Origin of the sequence: Nocardia sp. CY15, assembly GCF_009829295.1 — a bacterium.
Lineage (GTDB): Bacteria > Actinomycetota > Actinomycetes > Mycobacteriales > Mycobacteriaceae > Nocardia > Nocardia sputi.
In genome coordinates, this window is record NZ_VUOT01000046.1 from 19,498 (window position 1) to 40,790 (window position 21,293).

7 protein-coding genes are annotated in these 21,293 nt (G+C 67.6%); 5 read left to right on the forward strand and 2 right to left on the reverse strand.

The annotated features are described in order from the left end of the window. Nucleotides 1-5 precede the first annotated feature (5 nt). Nucleotides 6-986, reverse strand: coding sequence for an NAD-dependent epimerase/dehydratase family protein (locus GVY39_RS30945; protein ID WP_159930494.1), 981 nt, complete (start codon nt 984-986; stop codon nt 6-8). Continuing rightward, a complete protein-coding gene (locus GVY39_RS30950; protein ID WP_159989385.1) occupies nt 983-2,272 on the reverse strand; it encodes a PfkB family carbohydrate kinase in 1,290 nt (429 codons plus the stop codon). The genes GVY39_RS30945 and GVY39_RS30950 overlap by 4 nt, the downstream gene beginning before the upstream one ends. Before the next feature lie 320 nt (nt 2,273-2,592). Between GVY39_RS30950 and GVY39_RS30955 the strand changes: the two genes are divergently transcribed. The 5 genes from GVY39_RS30955 to GVY39_RS30975 form a co-directional block, all read left to right on the forward strand. After that, entirely contained in the window at nt 2,593-7,794 is a 5,202-nt protein-coding gene (locus tag GVY39_RS30955) for a non-ribosomal peptide synthetase (protein WP_159930492.1), read from the forward strand. Beyond that, entirely contained in the window at nt 7,791-12,320 is a 4,530-nt protein-coding gene (locus GVY39_RS30960) for a type I polyketide synthase (RefSeq protein WP_159930491.1), read from the forward strand. Before GVY39_RS30955 ends, GVY39_RS30960 begins: the two co-directional genes overlap by 4 nt. Nucleotides 12,321-12,322: 2 nt before the next feature. Further along, on the forward strand, nt 12,323-13,588 hold the full coding sequence (locus GVY39_RS30965) for a cytochrome P450 (protein WP_159930490.1): 1,266 nt from the start codon (nt 12,323-12,325) through the stop codon (nt 13,586-13,588). Nucleotides 13,589-13,709: 121 nt separating this feature from the next. Next, on the forward strand, nt 13,710-14,813 hold the full coding sequence (locus GVY39_RS30970; protein WP_159930489.1) for a MupA/Atu3671 family FMN-dependent luciferase-like monooxygenase: 1,104 nt from the start codon (nt 13,710-13,712) through the stop codon (nt 14,811-14,813). Continuing rightward, nucleotides 14,810-21,293 (forward strand): non-ribosomal peptide synthetase (locus tag GVY39_RS30975; protein WP_159930488.1); only part of this gene is annotated, 6,484 nt, incomplete at its 3' end. The genes GVY39_RS30970 and GVY39_RS30975, both read left to right, overlap by 4 nt.

The window sequence follows — 21,293 nt, forward strand, 5'->3', positions numbered from 1 at the left end:
CCCGATCACAGAAAGTTCACGAGCTCGCCCTGCGCCGTCGCTTGGGCGCGGGCGCGGTCGAACAGGGCGTGGGCATAGGCGCGGATCGTCGCCGTGTTCGCCGACGGCAGGCCAGGTAGCGCCGCACGCAGCCGGCCCATGTCCGCACAGGTCCAGTACTGGTAGCGGTCACGAACCGGGTTGGGCACCGGAATCATCGGAATCGGCGCCCCGGCCCATGCGGTGCACCAGCCCAATAGCGTCTGGAAGCGGACCGGAACTGCGGAGCCGAGGTTGTAGATTCCCGATACTCCCGGGTTGTCCAGCAAACGCACCAGCGCCGCCACCAGCAGCTGCACCGGGAGGTAGTCCCGCGCGGCGGTCAACGTGTCGTCGAACAACGCCACCGGTCGTCCCGAGGCCGCGGTGGTGACGATCTGCCACAGGATCGACGCCATCGGCCCTTTCGGGCCTTCCCCTGGGCCGAACACGTTCGTGTAACGCAGCCCGACGAAGTCCAATCCGGTCGTTTCCGCGCGCCGCCGCATCGCCTGATCCATCGCCAGCTTCGAGCGGGCGTATGCGTTCAACGGGCCCGAGCAGCGCATCCGATCTTCGGCATCGGATTCCATCGAGGCAGTCCCCGGCCCTACAACGCCGTACACGGCACCGGACGAGGCATACACCAGCCGCGTCCCAGACCTCGCGCACGCACTCGCGATCCGCTGCGGCACGGTCACATTCGCCCATTCCAGCCGCTCGTCCGCCGGGGTGAGGGTGTCGGTGATCGCCGCCTGGTGAACGACCACGTCGAACTCGCCTGCAGCGACCCTCGCCAGCACGGCCGGGTCGGCGGCATCCGTGGTGATCGACTCCCACCGGTTCGTCTCGCGGACCGGAGGCCGAATATCGACACCGGTCACCGACCACCCCGAGGCATGCAAGCCGGCCGCGGTGTGGCTGCCGATGAACCCGGTCGTACCGGTGACCAGCACCGTGCGGGTCATGACCGCACCGCCCCCGCCGCCGCGGCGCGCGCAATCAACTCGCTCGTGGACACCCCATCCAGGTACGGGCCGAGAACGACCTGGCCGCCGTGGCGTTCGATGACCGCGGTCTCGGGAAGCTCGGTGTGGCCATAGTCGCCGCCCTTGACCCACAGATGCGGCCGCACCCGCTCCAGCAGCTCGGCGGGGGTGTCCTCATCGAACACCACGACCGCGTCCACGCAGGCGAACGCCGACAACATCGCCGCCCGTTGGGCCTGCGGCACCAATGGCCTGGCCACGCCCTTGAGCCGAGCCACCGAGTCGTCACTGTTGAGCAACACCACCAGGCAGTCACCCATCGCGCGCGCGGCCTGCAACAGAGGGCGGCGTCCGTCGTGGAGCACGTCGAAGCAGCCACCCGTCGCCACCACCGTGCCCCCGGCCGCGCGCACCCGCTGCGCCATCGCGACGCCATCCACGCCGCGATCGACTTCCGGGCGCGGGTGTGGGCCCGGCATCCGGGATCCGGCGACGTAGTCGGTGGCCACACAGACCGCCTGCTGCACGGCCGTCGGGGCGATCCGGGCGCGGATCAGCTGCTCGAGCAGCGTGACCGCGAACCTGTCGCCCGCACCGCACGCATCGCCCTGCTCGCGCCGGGGTGCCGGGAACACCTGCGCAGGCTCCGTATCCCCGCCGACCAGGACAGCGCCGTCAGCTCCCAGGGTGACGACGGCATGATCGCAGCGCCACCGCGCCCGCAGATTCCGAGCACGGCGAACATCGGCGTCCAAATCGCTTCCCACGATGTCGTCGTCGGCGAGGCAGGTGGCTTCGTCCTGATTCGGCACGACGACGCTGACGCGTGGGATCGGTGCCGGTCCATGCCGGTGCGGATCCCACACGACCGGTACCCGGCCGGAAACGGCTGTCAGCAGCGCGCGCAGCTGCGGTTGCGCGGCGACCCCGCGCCCGTAGTCGGCGACCAGGACGCCGTCCGCCACGGTGAGTACCCGTGCGACGTCTGTCGGTGGATCACCGACCGCTGTCACCGGCGCGCAGTCATCGACCATCAGCAGGGTTTGGCCTCGCGCCCGCATCCGCAGTTTCACCGGCGTCGGTCCTTGGCTGGGAAGTTCGATCACCGACACTCCCGCCGCGGCGAGATCCGTCCTGATCCGCTGTCCTGGTTCGTCGTCGCCGAAGGCCGCCACCACAGTCACCGACCAGCCGTCGGTGGCGGCGAGCATCGCGGCCAGCCCCGCACCGCCGGGGCGCCACTGTCTCGCCGGCCTGCTCAACACCGGCACGCCTTCGGCGCTTGCGTTCGCTGCGGTCGGCTTGATCTGACGGACTGGAGCGACGGTGTCCGGGTGCCGCGACCTGTATCGAAACGGGCGGGTTGAGAGTCTAGCTATGTCCCTGCCGACTTCGCCGCGGTTACACCGCAGACTCTCACCGTCGGTTCCTGGGAGCGACATCAACCGGCGGAAAAGTTCCCAACGCCGAGGAGTCTCATTTGGCCGTAATAGAATTCGGCCCCACCTGGCGCCGTCCCGGGCTCGACTGAGCGGCCTGGCGATGCGGGCCAACTTGACGCTAGGTAGCTAGGCGGCTGAGACACTTGGTATCTCAAAGGATCAGCAAGGTCGACCACGAGTTCGCGGATTCGGGTGCGCGCACGTTTCCTGATCTTCTCGACGCCCGCGTCGGCACCGACGGTGATCGGATTGCGGTCAGTTTCGTTCCAGACGATGGTCCCGACCTGCACCTGACCTACCGCGAGCTCATCGACCGGGCCACGGCGATCTCGGGTGCGCTGCTTCGGACCGCTGTTCCGGGTGACCGCGCCGTGCTGTTGTTTCCCCCGGGTGTGGAATTCGTCTCCTGTCTACTCGGCTGCATGTACGCGGGTGTAGTCGCAGTTCCGGCGTACCCACCGCGCGACGCCCACGCAATACCGAGGTTGACTGCCATCGTTGGCAATTCGGGTGCGTCCATCGCGTTGACGACCACCGATCTACTGCCCTGGATCGAGAAGCTGCTCTCCAGCACGCCGGGTGGTCCACGGTGCGTCGCAATCGATTCCATAGTGTCGGTGTCGGACGGTGGTGGCCCGCAGGCGGTTCCGGGCCCCGAATCGTTGGCTCTGTTGCAGTACACATCGGGATCGACCGGCGCGCCGAAGGGCGTCATGGTGACCCATGCGAACCTGCTCCACAACTCCGCGAGCATCCATCACACGTTCGGCTGCACCCGGGACAGCGTCGCGGTGATCTGGCTGCCTCCCTATCACGACATGGGTCTTATCGGTGGCATTCTGCAGCCGCTGTTCGGAGGGTTTCGTACGGTGCTGCTGTCTCCCCTGGAGGTTTTGCAGAGGCCGCGACTCTGGCTGGAGACGATATCTCGGTATCGCGGAACCATCAGTGGGGGACCGAATTTCGCGTACGAACTGTGTTCGGACAAGGTTGGGCCCGACGATCGCCAGAATCTCGATCTGACGAGTTGGACCGTCGCATTCAATGGCGCCGAGCCGGTGCGGGCGAGCACTTTGACGAGATTCGCAGACGCATTCGCCGCGTCCGGGTTTCGGTTGTCGGCCTTCTATCCCTGCTACGGCCTGGCCGAGGCGACGTTGTTGGCGGCCGGTGGGGACAAGGCCGCGGAGCCGAAGGTCATCACAGTGCCCGATTCGACTCCGCTGGTGGCATGCGGCTCGGCGCCACCGTCGCATGAGGTGGTCGTCGTCGATCCGCACAGCGGCAGGCCGAGGCCGCCTTCCATGGTCGGCGAGATCTGGGTACGGGGACCGAGTGTCGCCCAGGGCTATTGGCGTGCGCCGGAGGAGACGGAGCGCATCTTCGGCGCACGGCTGGCGAATGATGATGAGGGCAGCCCGTTTCTGCGTACCGGAGACCTGGGCATGATGGTGGACGGGCAGCTCGTCGTCACCGGCCGCCGCAAGGAACTCATCGTTGTCAGGGGGCGAAATCTCTACCCACACGACGTCGAGTCGGCATTGGATCGCAGTCATCCCGCGATCCGGCGTGGCTGCGGCGTGGCGTTCGCCGTTGTGGACAACGAGCTGGAACAGCTGGTCGTCGTTCAGGAGGTCCGCGCGGAGCCGGGTCGCACAGAGCAGGAACTCGCGGACATCGTCACCGCCATTCGCGGCAGGGTCACCGCGGAAACGGAGATACAGCCGCAGCGGATAGTTCTGGTCCCGCCGAGAAGCATCCCCAAGACCTCCAGTGGCAAGCTGCGGAGGCTGGAGACCCGGCGTATGCTGCTCGACGGAAGTCTGGATGTACTGGCGGATAGTGGCGTCACCGGAGGCACGGCCGAGTTGGTATCCCGCGATCGCGGGAGTCTTCCGGCCCAGTCGGAACAGTTGCCGCTGCTGCTGGCCGAAGCCGTGCGCCGTGCGACCGGCGTTTCGATCTCACCTGCAGACTGGCACCGGCCGTTGATCCGGCTGGGCATCGATTCGCTCGCGGCACTGCGGATCCGGCACGAGTGCGAGGTTGCGTTCGGAGTTTCGCCGGACATCGCGAGCCTGCTCCGCGGCGATGTCATCACTGTGGCCGAGGAGTTGCGGACCCGCACGCGGTCTTCGAAGAGCTCCAGCGGGACCGCGCTGCCGGACGGTGCACTGTCGGCGGCCGAGACCGCGCTGTGGTTACTCGATCGGATGGGGACGGCCGGTACGGCATATCACCTGGCCCGAGCCTTTCATGTGCGCGGAGCAGTCGACCTGTCCACTATCCGCGCCGCGTTCGACGGGGTCGTGAGTGCTTGTCCGGCACTGCGGTCCCGGTTCGTCGAGCTGGACGGTGTGCCCGTCCGCATGGTGGACGACCATCCGGGGGAGTGGCTGTCCGTGGTCGACGCGTCCAGCTGGGACGAGGACCAGGTGCGCGCGGCCTGCCAGACGGAGGCTGATCGCGCGTTCGATCTGACGACCGGACCGGTCTTCCGGGTGCGGCTGTTCGATCGTGGTGCAGCCGCCCCGGTCGTCGTCGTCACGGCGCATCACCTGGCACTGGACTACTGGTCGTTCCTGCTGGTCATCGACCGTCTCCGAATCGGGTTCGCGGGTGGTGCCGCACCCCCCGAGCGGGCGGACGTGACACAGTACGCGCGCCGGGAAGCCGAGTTGCTGAACGGGCCGGAAGGTCGACGGTTGGCGCAGTTCTGGCAGACACGGCTCGACGGTGCCCCGGTCGGGATGCGGCTGCCCGCCGACCGCCCCGATCCCGGCGCCCGGGACGTGCGAACCGGCGGCAGGGTGATCCGTGAGCTGGACCCTGCGCTGTTCGATGTGATCACCGCTGTCGCGGACGTCACCTGCGCCACACCGTATTCCGTGCTCGCCGCGGCGTGGGCGGTGGTTCTCGGCGCATGGACCGGCGATGACGAGCTGGTCGTCGGGTGCCCCACGTCCGGCCGGACCTCGGCCGAATACGCGAACGTGGTCGGCTATTTCGTCAATCCCGTCGCACTGCGGTTGCCGGTGTCCGGCAATCCGGTCTTCGCGGATTTCGTTCGCCACGTCCACGGTGTGGTCATCGAGGCGCTCGCACATCAGGATTATCCGTTCGCGGAACTCGTCGCGCGGTCGAGCGGTCCGGCGGACCGCGGCCGCGACACATTGTTCCGAACCATGTGCCTGCTGTACCGCGATCTGCCGAACCGGCCAGAGGGGGCGGCGCTCTTCGCCCTCGGCGCGCCGGGGGCCCGGATCGCCTGCCACGACGTCATCTTGGAGAGCATTGCGCTGACCCGCGGCGCGGCTCAGGTCGATCTGACGTTGGTCATGGCGGGGGACAACGGACGCGCCGCCGTGCTGGTGGAGTATGCCGATATCTTCGAGCCGGGCACAGTCGCCGCCCTGTGCGATCGACTGGTCGCAGTCCTCGAGAGATTGCCCGGCGGCGCCGATCGCCGCGTCGCATGGTTGGCGGCTGCGACCGGCGCGGAACGTGCTCGCGTGCTTGCGGCCGCGACGACGGAGGCGGTTCCGTCCGCGGCGGAGTGCGTGCAAGACTGTTTCGAGGCGGCGGTGATGCGCGCACCACAAGCGATCGCGGTGGATCACCTCGGCGTACAAACGTCCTACAGCGAGCTCAACCGGCTCGCCAATCGGGTCGCTCATCGACTGCGAGCACTTGGTACAGCCCCGGAACAGCGGATCGGCATCCGGGCGGACCGCTCGGTCTGGACGATCGTGGCCATGCTCGGCGTGCTGAAAGCTGGCGCGGTGTACGTGCCGCTCGATCCCGCATATCCCGAGGACCGGCGGGCAGCGATGGCTACCGCGGCCGGAATAGCAGTCGAACTCGGAGCAGGCGCCGTCCACGTCGAATCGCTCTGTGCGGCAGGGCCTGCGGGGCTGGACGAGAATCCTGATCGTTGGACGACGCGATCCTCGGCCGCGTATCTGCTCTTCACGTCCGGCTCCACCGGTCGCCCGAAAGGTGTGTTGATCGAACACCGCAGCGTGGTCAACATGATCAGCGGGCAGGCAGCCGTACTCGGTCTGACTTCGAGTAGCTCCGTGCTGCAATATGCCTCGCCCAGCTTCGACGGCTCCGTATGGGAGATTTTTCCGGTCCTCGCGGTTGGCGGCACGCTGCGCTTAGCGGATCCTCGCTTATTGGTGCCTGGGCCCGACCTGATGCGATTGCTTGCCGACGGTGTGGACACCGTGGCCCTTCCGCCCTCGGTGCTGGCGTTGCACTCCGGCGCCGAGCTCCGGAACCTACGCGCAGTCGTCTCAGCAGGCGAGCAGTGCACTGCGGATGTCGTCGAACGCTGGGCAGGCGGTCGCAGGTTCCTGAACTCGTATGGCCCAACCGAAACAACCGTGTGCGCGACGACCCGGGAAACTGTCGATGGCCGGGATGCGGCACGGATCGGCCGAGCCGTGCCGGGGGCGTCGGTGTACGTGCTCGGTCCTGGGCTCGAGGTGGTGCGCCCAGGAAACATCGGCGAGATCTATGTCGGTGGTTCCGGCGTGGCCCGCGGATACTTCGACATGCCGGGACTCACGGCCCAGCGGTTCGTGCCGGATCCGTTTATCACGTCGGTGGGCGGGCGAATGTATCGAACCGGCGATCTGGCGCGGTTGGATTCCGACGGCGGTCTGGAGTTTCTCGGCCGGATCGATAACCAGATCACACTCCGCGGTCATCGCATCGAGCCGGGGGAGATCGAGGTGGTGCTCCTGGAACATCCAGCGGTCCGGGAGGCGGTCGTCGTGGCACGGGAATTCGCGCGGGACATCGCGTTGGTGGCCTACCTTGCGGTCGAGCCGACAGCTCCCGCCGCCGCGGAGTTCCGCGATCTGGCGCGGGCGCAGCTGCCGCGCCATTTGGTTCCCGCGACGTTCATGCTGATGCCTGCGCTGCCGCGCGGCGCGACAGGCAAGATCGACCGTGCCGCGCTGCCGCCGCCGGTGCCGGTGTTCGAGACCTCTTCGTACAGGCCGCCGCGCGAGGAGCACCAGCTGTTGGTGGCCAGGGTGTGGCAGGAGATTCTCGGCGTCGAGCCGATCGGACTCGATGACAACTTCTTCGATATCGGTGGGCATTCACTCAATGCCTCGCGCGTGCACGCACTTCTGCAGGAACGGTTGGGTTGGCAGTTCGGGCTGATCGAGCTGTTCGAATTCACCACCGTGCGCACGCTCGCGGCCCGACTCGCCGGGATGTCACCTGGCATTGAACCCGATAGTGCGAGCATCGCCCAGGTACAGGGCCGTGCGCGGCAACGTGCCCACGCGCTCGCGCGCCGCCGCGCCGCCCACAGGAGTGAGCAATGAGTGAATTCGATATCGCGATCATCGGAACGGCGGGACGGTTTCCCGGCGCCCCGGACATCGACGCGTTCTGGCGGGCACTGCGCGCGGGACGCGAGCTGATCACCCATTTCGAACGCGAGGACCTCATCCAGGCGGGTGTGCGCGCCGAAGATCTCGATCGTCCGGGCTATGTCGGCGCGCGCGGAGTGCTCGACGACGCGGACCTGTTCGATGCTGGTTTCTTCGGGTTCAGCCCACGCGAAGCCGAAGTGCTCGATCCGCAGCACAGGTTGTTCCTGGAGTGCGCGTGGGAGTCCCTGGAGGACGCCGGCCACGACCCGGCCCGGCACGACGGCCCCATCGGCGTCTTCGCAGGCGTGGGCATGAACACCTACCTGCTGAAGAACATCCTGCCCGACGGCGAACTGATGGCCGCGATGGGCGACTTCCAGATCATGACCCTCAACGACAAGGACACCCTCCCGACGCGGGTGTCCTACAAACTCGGCCTGCGTGGTCCCAGCGTGGCGGTGCAGACGAGCTGTTCCTCGGGTCTGGTCGCTGTTCAGTTCGCCTGCGACAGCCTGAACAACTTCGGCTGTGATATGGCGCTGGCCGGAGCGGTCGCGGTCAAATTCCCGCAACGGGTGGGCTACCGGCATCTCAAGGGTGGCATCGTCTCGTCGGACGGGCACTGCCGCGCTTTCGATGCGGAGGCGCAAGGAACGGTCAGCGGCGGCGGTCTCGGCATCGTCGTGCTGAAGCGGCTGGCCGATGCGCTGGCCGACGGCGACCACATTCACGCCGTCATCCGGGGCGGAGCGGTCAACAACGACGGCAACCGGAAAGTCGGCTACGCGGCGCCGAGCATCGTCGGCCAAGCCGACGCCGTCGCCGCGGCCATGGCCCACGCCGGGGTCGAGCCGGAAACGATCGACTACGTCGAAACACACGGCACCGCAACGCCGATCGGTGACCCCATCGAGATCGCGGCGCTCACCCGAGCTTTTCGCATGGGTACCGACGCCACCGGGTATTGCGCGCTCGGCTCGGTGAAGACCAACATCGGCCATCTCGATGCGGCAGCGGGGATGGCCGGCCTCATCAAGGTGGTGCGGGCACTACAAGCCGGGGAGATCCCGCCGAGCCTCCATTACGTGCGCCCCAACCCGGAGATCGATTTCGACTCCTCTCCGTTCTTCGTCAACACCCGGCTGCGTCCTTGGCCGGTGGCCGCGCACCCGCGCCGCGCCGGTGTCAGCTCGTTCGGGGTCGGTGGCACGAACGCCCATCTCGTACTGGAAGAAGCGCCCCGCTCAGATCGGATGACGACGTCCTCCACCGCATCGCCCGAGTTGCTGGTGTGGTCGGCTCGCGAGCCGGAGCGGCTGGACACGGCGCTCGACCGGTTCCGTGACTGGTTGCCGAGTGCTCCGGACGATGTCGGGCTCGGCGATATCGCGTTCACGCTGCATCGGGGACGAAGAGCCTTCGATCACCGGGCCGCTGCCGTCGTCGTTGACCAGGACGATGCGCTACAACTGCTCGACGAGCCGCTCCGGCCCGCGGTGCTCCGAGGTCAACGGCCGACCGCCGGCTCGCCGGATCTGGTGTGGATGTTTCCCGGCCAAGGTACGCAACGCGTTGCCCTGGCACCGGAGTTGTACCGTCGCGTCCGGCCGTTCCGCGAGACGATCGACCGATGCTGTGAAATCTTGCGCAGCACAGCCCAGCTGGATTTGGGCGCGGTCCTGTATCCCGTGGCGGACCCCGACGCGGCACGGGCGGAGTTACGCCGCACGCGCACCGCGCAGGCGGCCGTATTCGTCCTCGATTACGCGCTCGCGGCGACTTGGCAGTCGTGGGGCGCCCAGCCGGTGGCCATGATCGGCCACAGCCTCGGCGAGTATGTGGCCGCGTGTCTTGCGGGTGTGTTCTCCCTGGAGGATGCCTTGCGAGTGGTGGCGGCACGCGGCCGCCTCATCGACGGTCTCGCCCCTGGGGTCATGCTGTCGGTGTGTATTCCCGAGTCGGCGCTGACCGAACTGGTCCGCGACGCCATCGCAGTCGCCGCGGTCAACGGGCCCGAAAACACTGTGCTTTCCGGGCCGCCCGCCGACATTCTCACGCTGGAGCAGCAGCTCGCGGCGCGACAGGTGCCCTGCGCACGGTTGGAGACCTCGCACGCGTTTCATTCCCCCGCGCTGCGACCCGCCGCCGCGGAATTCGAACGTCTACTGCAGGGCACTCCGCTGCAAACACCACGGATACCGATCGTCTCCACCGTCACCGGCGAACTGTTGCGCCCCGAGGATGCCCGCGACCCGGCCTACTGGGCCCGGCAGATGGTGTCGACGGTGCGGTTCGGCGCGGCCGTCACGACGATGCGAGACGCCCATCCGCACGCCTCGTGGCTGGAAGTCGGTCCTGGGCAGTCGTTGTCGGGCCTGGTGCGACCAGTTCTCGCCGACCAAGAACACGCCGCGGTCGTGAGTTCGCTGCCCACCCCCGAACACGGATCGGACCTGCCGGCGCTGCTGGCCGCGGCAGGCAAGCTGTGGGTGCGCGGACACGAGGTGGATCTCGCGTCACCATATGGGGAGCGGCGCAGGCGGATGCGGCTTCCCACCTATCCGTTCGCACGGACAAGGTATTGGGTCGATCCGCCGGAGACACGCCCCGTGTCGAACGGCAGACAGTTGGCGCGCAGGCCCGATGTGGCCGATTGGTTCGCGGTGCCCGGGTGGGCACAGCGTCCGCTCGTGCCGCGAACTCGTCCCGGTCGGCAGTGGCTGATCTTCGATGACGGCGGCGCTGTCGGTGCGCGTCTGGCGGCGGAATCGACCGCCGCGGTGCGCGTGTCCACCGGCGGCGGGTTCGAGCGTAGAGGAACCCGGCATTATCTCGTCGAGCCATCCACCGCCGACGACTACCGGGCGTTGCTGCGCGCCCTGCGCGCCGACGGCATCGAGCCGACGGGCATTGTGCACGCCTTCGGGCTCGGTTCCAGCGCGGATTTTGCCTCCGCGCAACAATCCGGCCTGCACAGTCTGATCGCCTTGGCGCAGGCGATGAGCCTGCCCGGCGCGGGTGACCCGGTGCCGATCTGGGTCCTGACGCGTGGCTTGTTCGATGTCCTCCCCGACGACATGGTGACTCCCGAGCGGGCCACCATACTTGGTGCGGTCACGACATTCGCCCAGGAACGACCTTGGGTCCGGTGCGGCGTGGTCGACGTCGGCACCGCCGACGCCGCCGGGGTGTCGGAACTGATGGCCGCGGAAGCTACCCGGGGCAGTCCCGAACCGGCCGTCGCCTGGCGTTCCGGCCGCCGATGGGTGCGCACTGTCGAGCCGTTGCCGCTGGCCGAGTCCGACGGCGCGAGGATCGAACCAGGTAGCGCGAGCGCGGTCTTCGGCGGGCTGGGCAGTTTCGGTTTGCTCGCGGCTCGCCTGCTGGCCCGGCTGGGCTGTTCGCGTATCGCGCTGATCGACACCGCCGCGCCGACCGACAACACCCACCGTGCGCTCGAGCAACTGCGGGCCGACGGCGTCGAAGTGCTGGTCCTGGCCGCGGATATCGCCGACGAGCGACAGACACGAGAGGCGGTGCGCCACATCATTGCTCGCTTCGCTCGCCTCGACGGCGTGCTCCACGCGGCGGGCCCGCCGCCGCTGTTGGCGACGATCGAAGAGATGGACGTCGCCGAATGCGAGCGGCAGTTCGCTACCAAGGTGCACGGGCTGGTGAACCTCGACCGAGTGCTCACGGAATCGGCTCCCGGGCTCGACTTCGCGGTAATAGCCTCGTCGCTGGCATCATTCCTCGGCGGATCGGGACACACAGCCTACGCCGCAGCCGCGGCTTTCGCGGACGCATTCGCTCGAACTCGCAGAAAATTGCCTTGGCAGAGTGTCAATTTCGAAACATGGAACCTGAATGTCGAACAGGTCGATCCGGCGTCCGCTGGAGCGAGCCGTCTGGAACTGGCGATGACGCCGCAGGAAACCGCGGCTGTGCTGGCGAGAGTGCTGTCCACACCGGCTGGCGCGTTTCGCGAACTGATCGTCTCGACGGCCGACCCGGTCGAGCGGATACGTCGGTGGCTGGAACCCACCGACGAAGGCGCGACGTCCCAGCAAGGGCGGGCGACTCATCGCCGCCCGCACTTGGCCACGCCGTACGTGGCGCCGCGCACCGAGCTCGAATCCGCCGTCACCGTGCTGTGGGAGCACCTGCTCGGCATCGCCCAGATCGGTGTATTCGACAACTTCTTCGAATTGGGCGGCGATTCGCTGCTCATAACCCGTCTGGCCGCGCGGATCCGCGCGGATTTCCAGGTCGAATTGTCCTTGCGGCAGCTTTTCGAATCGCCTGTTCCCGCCGAGGTGGCGACGCTGATCGCAGAATCGCAAGCGGATCCGGACGACTTGGCCGTGGTCCAGCAGATGCTGGCCGAACTCGACGACCTGCCTGACGGTCAGGCGCTCGAGGTGCTCCGCAACGTGGGAATCACGCTGTCCGACGTCGGAGAACTGGAGCAGTGACGATGTCCGAACACCGTCTCGACGAGGTCGGAGCGTTCGACCGACCGGAGATCGTCGCCGATCCCTACGACTTCTATCGTGCCCTGCGCGAGACGCCTTCGCCGACCTACGACCCGGTGCTGGACGCCTGGCTGGTGGCCAAACATGCCGATGTCGTAGCGGTGCTGCGTGACCCGGCGTTCTCGGTGCGACGCAACGCTCGATTCCTCGAGGTGCTGCCCACTGCGACGGGTGAATTCGATTCGCTGCGCGGGTTCTTCGGTACCTGGCTCGGTTTCTCGGATCAGCCCGAACACACGCGCCGTCGAACAGCGTTCAGCAGGAAGCTGACATCGCGCACCGCGATGGGGCTCAGGGAGGTGATCCAGGACGCCGCGGACCATCTGGTCGCCAAGGCCGCCCAGCTCGGAGGCTGCGATGTGGTCACCGATTTCGCGCCGCTCCCGGCGGTCGTGATGTCCCGACTACTGGGTGTCGATTATGAACGGCTGATGTCGTTTCGGCCGTGGATCATGGACGTGGCTACGTTCATGCGAACACCGACACGCGACACCGCACGTCGAGCACAGCACGCCATCGAACAGTGGCGCCGCTGGTTGGACGATCATCTGGCGTGCTCCGGCGGTCAGGGCATGATCGCGTCGCTGGCCGCGGACGCAGGCCTGACTCGCGACGAGGTCTTCGCTCTTGTTGCCGCTGTGGTGACCGGCCCACCATTCCGCAGGTACGGCGAGAACGAGCCAACCGCACAGTTTCTCGCCAAAGCGATGTACCTGCTGTTGGAGCACCCGGATCTGCTTGCCCGCTTGCGCGCCGACCCCAGCCTGATCCCTGCCGCCGTCGACGAACTGCTGCGGTACGAGCCGCCGTTCCATTTCATCACACGCCAGGTCGAATCCCCGGTGCGGTTCCGCGGCGTGCGGATCGAACCGGGGCAACCGGTGCTGGTGCTGCTGGCGTCGGCGAATAGAGATTCGGCCGAGTTCACCTCCCCGGACGATATCCTGCTCGATCGACCAGGCGGCAGGCATGTGAGTTTCGGCTTCGGCGCGCACTTCTGTCTCGGCGCACCTCTCGCTCGCGCCGAACTCGAAGTGACCTTGGCAACGATGCTGCGCAGCTGGCCGAGTATCCGGCGGAGCGGGGACGTGTGCTGGCGAATGGAGTCGGGCGTACGTGCACTGGACGGCCTTTCGCTGGATCTCGACGGCGAGCCGGACACACTGCGTCTGCTGCTCGATCGACTGGAAGGAGACGGCGATCACTGATCTGACCGGACGGCTGGCCGGACTATCGCCGCGGCAACGTGCGTTGCTGGCGGCCGGGCTGGCGCGTAAACGCTCAGAAGACTCGCCCGCCCCATCGTTCGCGGTGCCTTCGCTGCCACCCGTGTCGACGAACCGGCCCCTGTCGTTCAGCCTGTTCTTCTTCTCCGACAATGCCGCGCACCGTCAGCAGCATCCGTACCGACTGGTGCTGGCTGCGGCAAAGTTCGCCGACGACAACGCTTTCGAGGCCATCTGGCTTCCCGAGCGCCATTTTCACGAGTTCGGCGGGCTGTATCCGAACCCCTCGGTCCTCGCGGCGGCCATCGCCGCGACGACGCGACGGGTACGGATCCGGGCGGGCAGCGTCGTTGTGCCGCTGCATCATCCGGCCCGCGTCGCCGAGGAGTGGGCGATGGTGGACAACCTATCGGGCGGGCGGGTCGATATCGCCGCCGCTTCCGGCTGGGCGCCTGACGATTTCGTGCTCTCGACCGTGGATTTCGAGCGGCGCCGCGACGAGACCTTCACCAGGCTGGACGCGATTCGCGCGTTGTGGCGCGGCGATCGGATCGACATGCGGCTCGGCGCACGAGCGAAGCCGTTGCCGATGGCCACGTTCCCCCGGCCGATTCAGCCCGAGCTCTCCGTGTGGATCACCACCGCCGGTACGCCCGAGACCTGGACGCTCGCAGGCGCGAAGGGCTACCACGTGCTGTCCGGCCTGCTGCAGGGAGATCTGGACCGGGCCGCCGCGAACATCGCCGCATATCGCAAGGCCAGATCGGACGCCGGACACGATCCGGCGACCGGCCGGGTGAGCATGATGATGCATACCTTCGTCGGGTCGTCGATCGACGAGGTGCGCCGGATGGTACGCGCTCCACTGCTGGACTATCTCGAAACCCATTTGAACCTCTACGAGACGATGCCGGGCATCCAGGCGCGACTCGACATCAACGCGGCCGATTTCTCGGCCGACGACAAAGCGGCGGTCGCGGAATTCGCCTTCGAGCGGTACTTCGTCGGCAACGGCATGTTCGGAACGCCCGAGACCTGCCTGGCGATGACCTCGCGCCTGCAACAGGCCGGGGTCGACGAGGTGGCGTGTCTGGTCGACTTCGGTGTCGACGACGACACCGTGCTGGCGGGTTTGGCCGGTATCAACACCCTTCGCCGGACGGTTCAGCGTGCGGCGTCGCACCCGGATGTGGAGGGCAGCTCGTGACGGACCTGTCGGAGAGAATCGCCGCACTCACGCCGGAGAAACGTGCACTGCTGGAAAGACTGGTGCGCGAGCAAAACTCGGTTTCGCGGCCGGAGACGCCGGCTTCGCTCGGGCAGGAACGGCTCTGGTTGCTCAGTCGCCTCGCACCTGGCAGCGCGGCCTACAACGAGTCCGTTCGCTACCTGCTGCGCGGGCCGCTCGAGGTCGCCGCCTTGGCGGCCGCGCTGCGTCTGGTTGTCCAACGGCACGAGGTCTTGCGCTCGGGTCTCGTGCTGCGAGACGACGGACTTCGCATGGTGCCGTCGCAGGATCTGCCGGTCCTGTCAGTGATCGAGACTACGCCGGCCGAAGTGGCCGGGCTGGCTCTGGCGGACGCGGGCACACCGTTCGATCTGGCACACCCGCCGTTGGTACGCGCCACGTTGTTCCACACGGCAGCTGAGCAATTTACGCTGTGCGTGACTGCTCATCACGCGGTCTGCGACGGATGGTCGCTCGGTCTCTTCATCGGGGAAGTGGTCGAGTTCTATCACGCCTACCACCGGGGTGAGTCGCCAGAGCCGGCGCCGCTCTCGACGAGCTATGCCGACCATGCGCGCACGGAACGCCGGCTGGCCGGCGCGGGTGCGTTCGACAGGCACATCGAGTATTTCGCGCGACAACTCCATGGCGCGCCGCCGTTGCTCGACCTTCCCACCGACCACCCCCGGCGGACGGCACACAGGGGCTTCGGAGCCCGGACACCCATCTCGGTGCCCGTGGACGCAACCGGTCCGCTGAGCGCGCTCGCGGGCCGGGAGAACGCAACCCTCTTCATGGCGAGCCTTACCGTCTTCGCCACCGTGCTCAGGCGCTATACCGGTGTCGAGGACATCGTGGTCGCCACGATGGCCGCCAACCGCCCGGCCGGCACGGAACGGCTCATCGGGTTCTTCGTCAACGCCTTGGCGCTGCGGATCGACCTGTCGGGGAATCCCACATTCGTCGAAGCGCTTCGGCGCGTGCGGGAAACCTGCCTGTCGGCATATGACCATCAGAACGCGCCGTTCGAGCGCGTCGTCGCGCGACTCGGTGTCGGACAGCAAGTGAGGCACGCCGCGCTGACTCAGGTCACCTTCAACTTCGAGAACGCTCCGGTGTCGCCGTTCCAGCTGGCGGGACTGACCATCGTGCCGCAGGACAATTCTCCGGGAACGTCGAAATCCGATCTGGCAGTGTCGCTTCGCATCGTCGACGGCGCTGTAATCGGGCACCTGGAGTACGACACCGACCTGTTCGACACGGACCGCATGGAGCGGATGGCACAGCACTTCCGCACTGCTTTCGCCGCGTTCGCGCACGCACCCACCGCGCGGCTCGCGGACGTGGATATCCGCTCCGCCGCGGAAATGCACCGGATCGCCGAGGTGAGCCAGGCGCCGGCGCTGCCTGCTGCGGTAGAGCCGTTCCTGACCCGTTTCGAACGCATGGCGGCCACGCAGCCGGACGCGCTCGCCGTGGTGTCCTCGGCCGAGTCGCTGACGTACGGTCAGCTCGCCGCGCGCGTCGCTGCTGTGGCGGATCGGTTGCGCGCTATGGGGGTCGAGCGGGATGCGCGGGTGCTGGTGGCGCTTCCGCGCTCACCCGCTCTTGTGGTGGCGATGCTGGCGGTGCTCCAGGCGGGAGGTGCATTCGTCCCGGTCGATCTCGCGCATCCGCTGGACCGGATCCGCCGGGTCGCCGAGTCCGCGCGCCCGGTGCTGGCGTTGGTCGACCGCGCCGACCGCCTCGCCGACATCCTGCCCGCCGTAGTCATACTCGAGACCGGCGAACACGAGTCGACGGCTCCCGGGAAGCTGCAGGCGCGCACCCGAGGCGCGGACGATCTGTGTTACGTCATCTACACTTCGGGGACGACCGGGCGTCCCAAGGGCGTCATGGTGACCGAGCGCGGCTTTGCGAACTACCTCGCGTGGGCAGCCGACCACTTCGGCAGCGCAGCGAGCGGCGAGACGCCGGTGCACACGTCGGCGGCGTTCGACCTCGCCCTGATCAGCGTGTTCGTTCCGCTGGCGGTCGGCGGCCGAATCCGGGTCTACACCGAGGCGCAAGACATTACACACGTCGCCGCACGGCTGGCGTTGGTGCGGGATATCGGTGTGCTGGCGACGACACCAATCCATGCCGGACTGCTCCGCGAACTGCTGAGTCCGGCCGCTCTCGCGAACGCACGCGGCACCCTTGCTGTCGGTAGTGAAGCGGTGCACAGCGAACAGCTGGCCGTGTTCCGCGCCTACGCGCCAGACCTGCGGATCATCAACCAGTACGGTCCGACGGAGACCGTCGTCGCCTGTGTTGTACACGAGATCGCGGCTGCCGACTCCTGGACCGGACCGGTTCCGATCGGGCGACCGATCTCCGGCGTTCGGGTGCGTGTGCTGGACCGATGGTTGCGGCCGGTGCCGATCGGTGTGCCCGGCGAACTCTATATCGAAGGTCCCGGCGTGGCACGCGGCTATATCGACGAGGCCGCCCGTACGGCAAGCAGATTCGTTGCCACCGAATCCGGCGGCCGGATGTACCGTACCGGCGACCTGGTCTGCTTCCGCTCCGACGGCGTCCTGCAGTATCTCGGTCGCTCCGACACACAGGTCAAGCTGCACGGCTACCGCATCGAGCTGGACGAAATCGACTCGGTCCTGCTCGGCTGTCCCGGTGTCCGGGCCGCGTCGTCAGCGCTGCGGCGCAACCGTTCCGGCTCGCCCTATCTGGTCGGCTATGTCGTCAGCGACGGCGGCGTGTTGTCGGACGAGGATGTACGCCGACACCTTCGACTCCGGTTACCCGCGTACATGGTGCCGTCGACGATCGTCGCCCTCGGGGCACTGCCGCTGACCGTGGCGGGAAAAGTGGATCGCGCCGCCCTGCCGGAACCGGGGGAACGGCCGCGTGCGCCGTTCGCCGACCCGCGCGGTGAGACCGAAGCGGCCTTGGCGCAGGTGTGGAGCGCGCTGCTCGGTGTGGACAGGGTCGGCCGCGACGATGACTTCTTCGAGCTCGGCGGGCAATCCGTCATCGCCGTGCAGCTGATCGCGCGGGTCGGTGCGGTATTCGACGTCGCCCTGCCGGTGCCTGCGGTGTTCGAGGCCACGACGCTGCGTGCGCTGGCGGATCGGATCGACGGCCTGCCACGCAGGTCGTCGGCCGACCGATTCCCGCTCGTGCCGGTGGCCCGCAACGGTTATCTGCCGCTCTCCTTCGCTCAGGAACGGTTCTGGTTCCTGGAACAGCTCAACCCGGGATCGCCCGCCTACCACGTTGCGGCCGTGCTCGAAGTTCGTGGACCGCTGAGCGTGGCGGCGCTTCGGTCGGCCGTGAATGCGGTTGTCGCACGGCACGAGTCGCTGCGGGCGACCTTCCGGCAGGCCATCGACGGAGAACCGGTGCAGGTTATCGCGCCCGTGCTGCAGATCGACCTACCGGTCGTCGACGTCGGGTCGCACCCGGACCGCCGCGCGGCCGAGATCGACCGGCTCGCCGCGGCAGAGGTCCGGCGGCCCTTCGATCTCGCATGCGGCCCGTTGCTCCGTCTGACGGTGTTGCGGGTGTCGGATGTCGAGCACGTGCTGCTCTGCACTCTGCACCACAGTGTGTCCGACGGATGGTCGGTGGCCGTGCTGACTGCGGAGATCGGCGCGGCGTACACCGCGAGCGTGACCAACCAGCCGTACCATCCGGCGCCACTACCGGTGCAGTTCCCGGACGTGGCTGTGCACCAACGTCGGCGACAGCGGGCGGGCGATTTCGACGACGACCTGGCCTATTGGCGCGACCGTCTGGCAGGTGCGCCCGCGGAGCTGGCGGCACTGGATGACAACACCGAGGAGGTCGGCGGTGCGTGGGTGGGATTCGAGTGTCCCGGCCCTGTGTGGCAGGCGGCGCTCGCGGTCGGTGCCGACGTCGGAGCCACCCCGTTCACGGTGCTGCTCGCCGCGTGGCAAGCAGTGCTGGCATACGGGAACGGCCAGGACGATGTCGTGGTCGGGGTGCCGATGTCCGGCCGCGACCGGCCAGAGTTGGAAGGCCTGATCGGACCGCTGCTCAACACGCTGCCGATGCGCGCCGACCTGTCCGGACAACCGAGCTTCCGCACTTTGCTGGAGCGGACGCGCGGCAGCGTCGTCGACGCGCTCGCTCACGGCGAGATTCCGTTCGAGCAGCTCGTCGAGACACTCGCTCCGGAGCGAAACCCGCGGAGCACACCAATATTTCAGGTGATGCTCGTGCTCCAGAACACGCCCCAGGCGACCTTCGAGCTGCACGGCCTTGCGGTCGAGTCGCGGCCGATGCAGACCGGGGCCGCGAAATTCGCCCTGACATTGACGGCCGAGGAGAGCGCCGGCAGACTGCGCGGGACCCTCGAATACGAGCGTGCCCGCCTCCGCCCAGAGACCGCGCAACGCCTCCTCGGCTACCTCGAGCGGATGCTGTGGCACGCGGGGCAGCAGCCCGACGTCCCGATCGCGGACCTCGATCTGCTCTCCGCGTCCGAGCGAACCGCGCTGCTGGTGGACCGGAACAACACCACAGTACCGATTCCGGAGGAGACACTCGCGAGTCTGTTTCAGCGGCAGGCTCGGCGCTCGCCGTCGGCGGTGGCGGTGGTGGACGCCACGACTGAGTTGAGTTACGCCGAGTTCTCCGGCCGGGTGAACCGGTTGGCCCGCTGGTTGATCGGGCACGGGGTCGGTCCGGAGTCGCTGGTCGCCATCGTGCTGCCGCGCAGCGTGCGATTCGTGGAGTGCGCCTACGCGACGGTGCTGGCAGGCGGCGGGTATGTGCCGATCGATCCGAACGCCCCTGCGCAACGCAGGGCGCTGCTGCTCGAACAAGTGTCCCCGGTCATCGTCCTCGATACGGAGGCGCTGGCGGGCATCGACCTGACCGGCTTGTCCACGGAACCGATCACCGACCATGACCGCCGGGCCCAGCTCCGGCCCGCGAACACCGCCTACGTGCTGTTCACCTCCGGTTCCACCGGTAGCCCGAAACCTGTAGCCGTGACACACGGCGCTATCGTCAATCAGCTGCTGTGGATGCAGTCGCGCTACGGGCTGACCGCGGATGATGTGGTGCTGCACAAGGCTCCGCTCACGTTCGACGTCTCGGTATTGGAGTTGTTCGGGCCGTTGCAGGTCGGAGCACGGATCGTGGTGGCGGCACAAGACGGTCACCGCGATACCGGCTACCTCGTCGACACGATCATCCGGCACGGGATCACCGTCGCGCATCTCGTGCCGTCATTGCTCGAGGTGTTCCTCGACGAACCTGGTCTGCGCGAGTGCCGATCCCTGGCGACGGTGTTCTCCGGTGGGGAAGCGCTCTCGGCCGCGAGTGCGCGGCGGTCGCTGGAGAGGCTCGGCGTACGGCCACGCAATCTGTACGGTCTTACCGAGACCGCCGTGAACGCAATGTCCTACGAGATCACTGGTCACGAGTCCGACAGCGTTCCGATCGGCGTGCCGGTATGGAATACCACGGTCGTCGTGCTCGACCCCTGGCTGCGGCTGGTGCCGACCGGTGTGGCGGGCGAGTTGTACATCGGCGGTGCGCAGTTGGCGCGCGGGTACGCGGGTCGTCCGGGCCTGACCGGCGCCACGTTCGTGGCCGATCCGTTCGGGTCGGGGGATCGGCTGTATCGCACCGGCGATATCGGCCGATGGAACCACGCCGGGCAGTTGGAGTTCCTCGGCCGGGCAGACCATCAGGTCAAACTCCGCGGCTACCGCATCGAGCCCGCCGAGGTCGAGCACGCGTTGCGTGGTGTGCCCGGCGTTCGCGCGGCCGCGGTCCACGTGCGAGACGAAGGAGCCGGACCAGCGCTGGCCGCGTTCATCACGGCCGCACTCGGCGTGACAAAGGATAAGGTCAGGAATGCGCTGGGCACTGTACTGCCCGAGCACATGGTGCCGACGCTCTTCACCTTCGTCGATGATCTGCCGCTGACACCCAGCGGCAAGCTCGATCGAGTCGCTCTGCGCGCCATAGCGATCGGATCGGCCGCTGAGCGCGTTCCGCTGGTCGCGCCACGCACACCGACCGAGCGGACGGTGCACGCGATCTGGGCGGAGCTGCTCAGAGACGAGAACTTCGGTGTCACTGACAACTTCTTCCATCTGGGTGGCCACTCGCTGCTGGCCACCCAGATGCTGGCGCGGCTACGCCGTTCCACGGGCGTTGCGCTGTCTGTTCGGGAGTTGTTCGAGGCGCCGACGCTCGTGGAGTTCGCCGCGCTGGTGGATCGGGCGTGTGCGGACGCGCCGAGAAGTATCCCGGTACCCGCGCTCGCCGCTGCCGTGCGGCCGGCGCGGATTCCGTTGTCGTTCGCGCAGCAACGGATGTGGTTCCTCAACCAGTTCGACCCCGCGTCGTGCGCCTACCACATCGTGCACGCGTTCCGGCTGTCCGGAGACCTCGATATCGATGTGCTGCGGGCGGCCG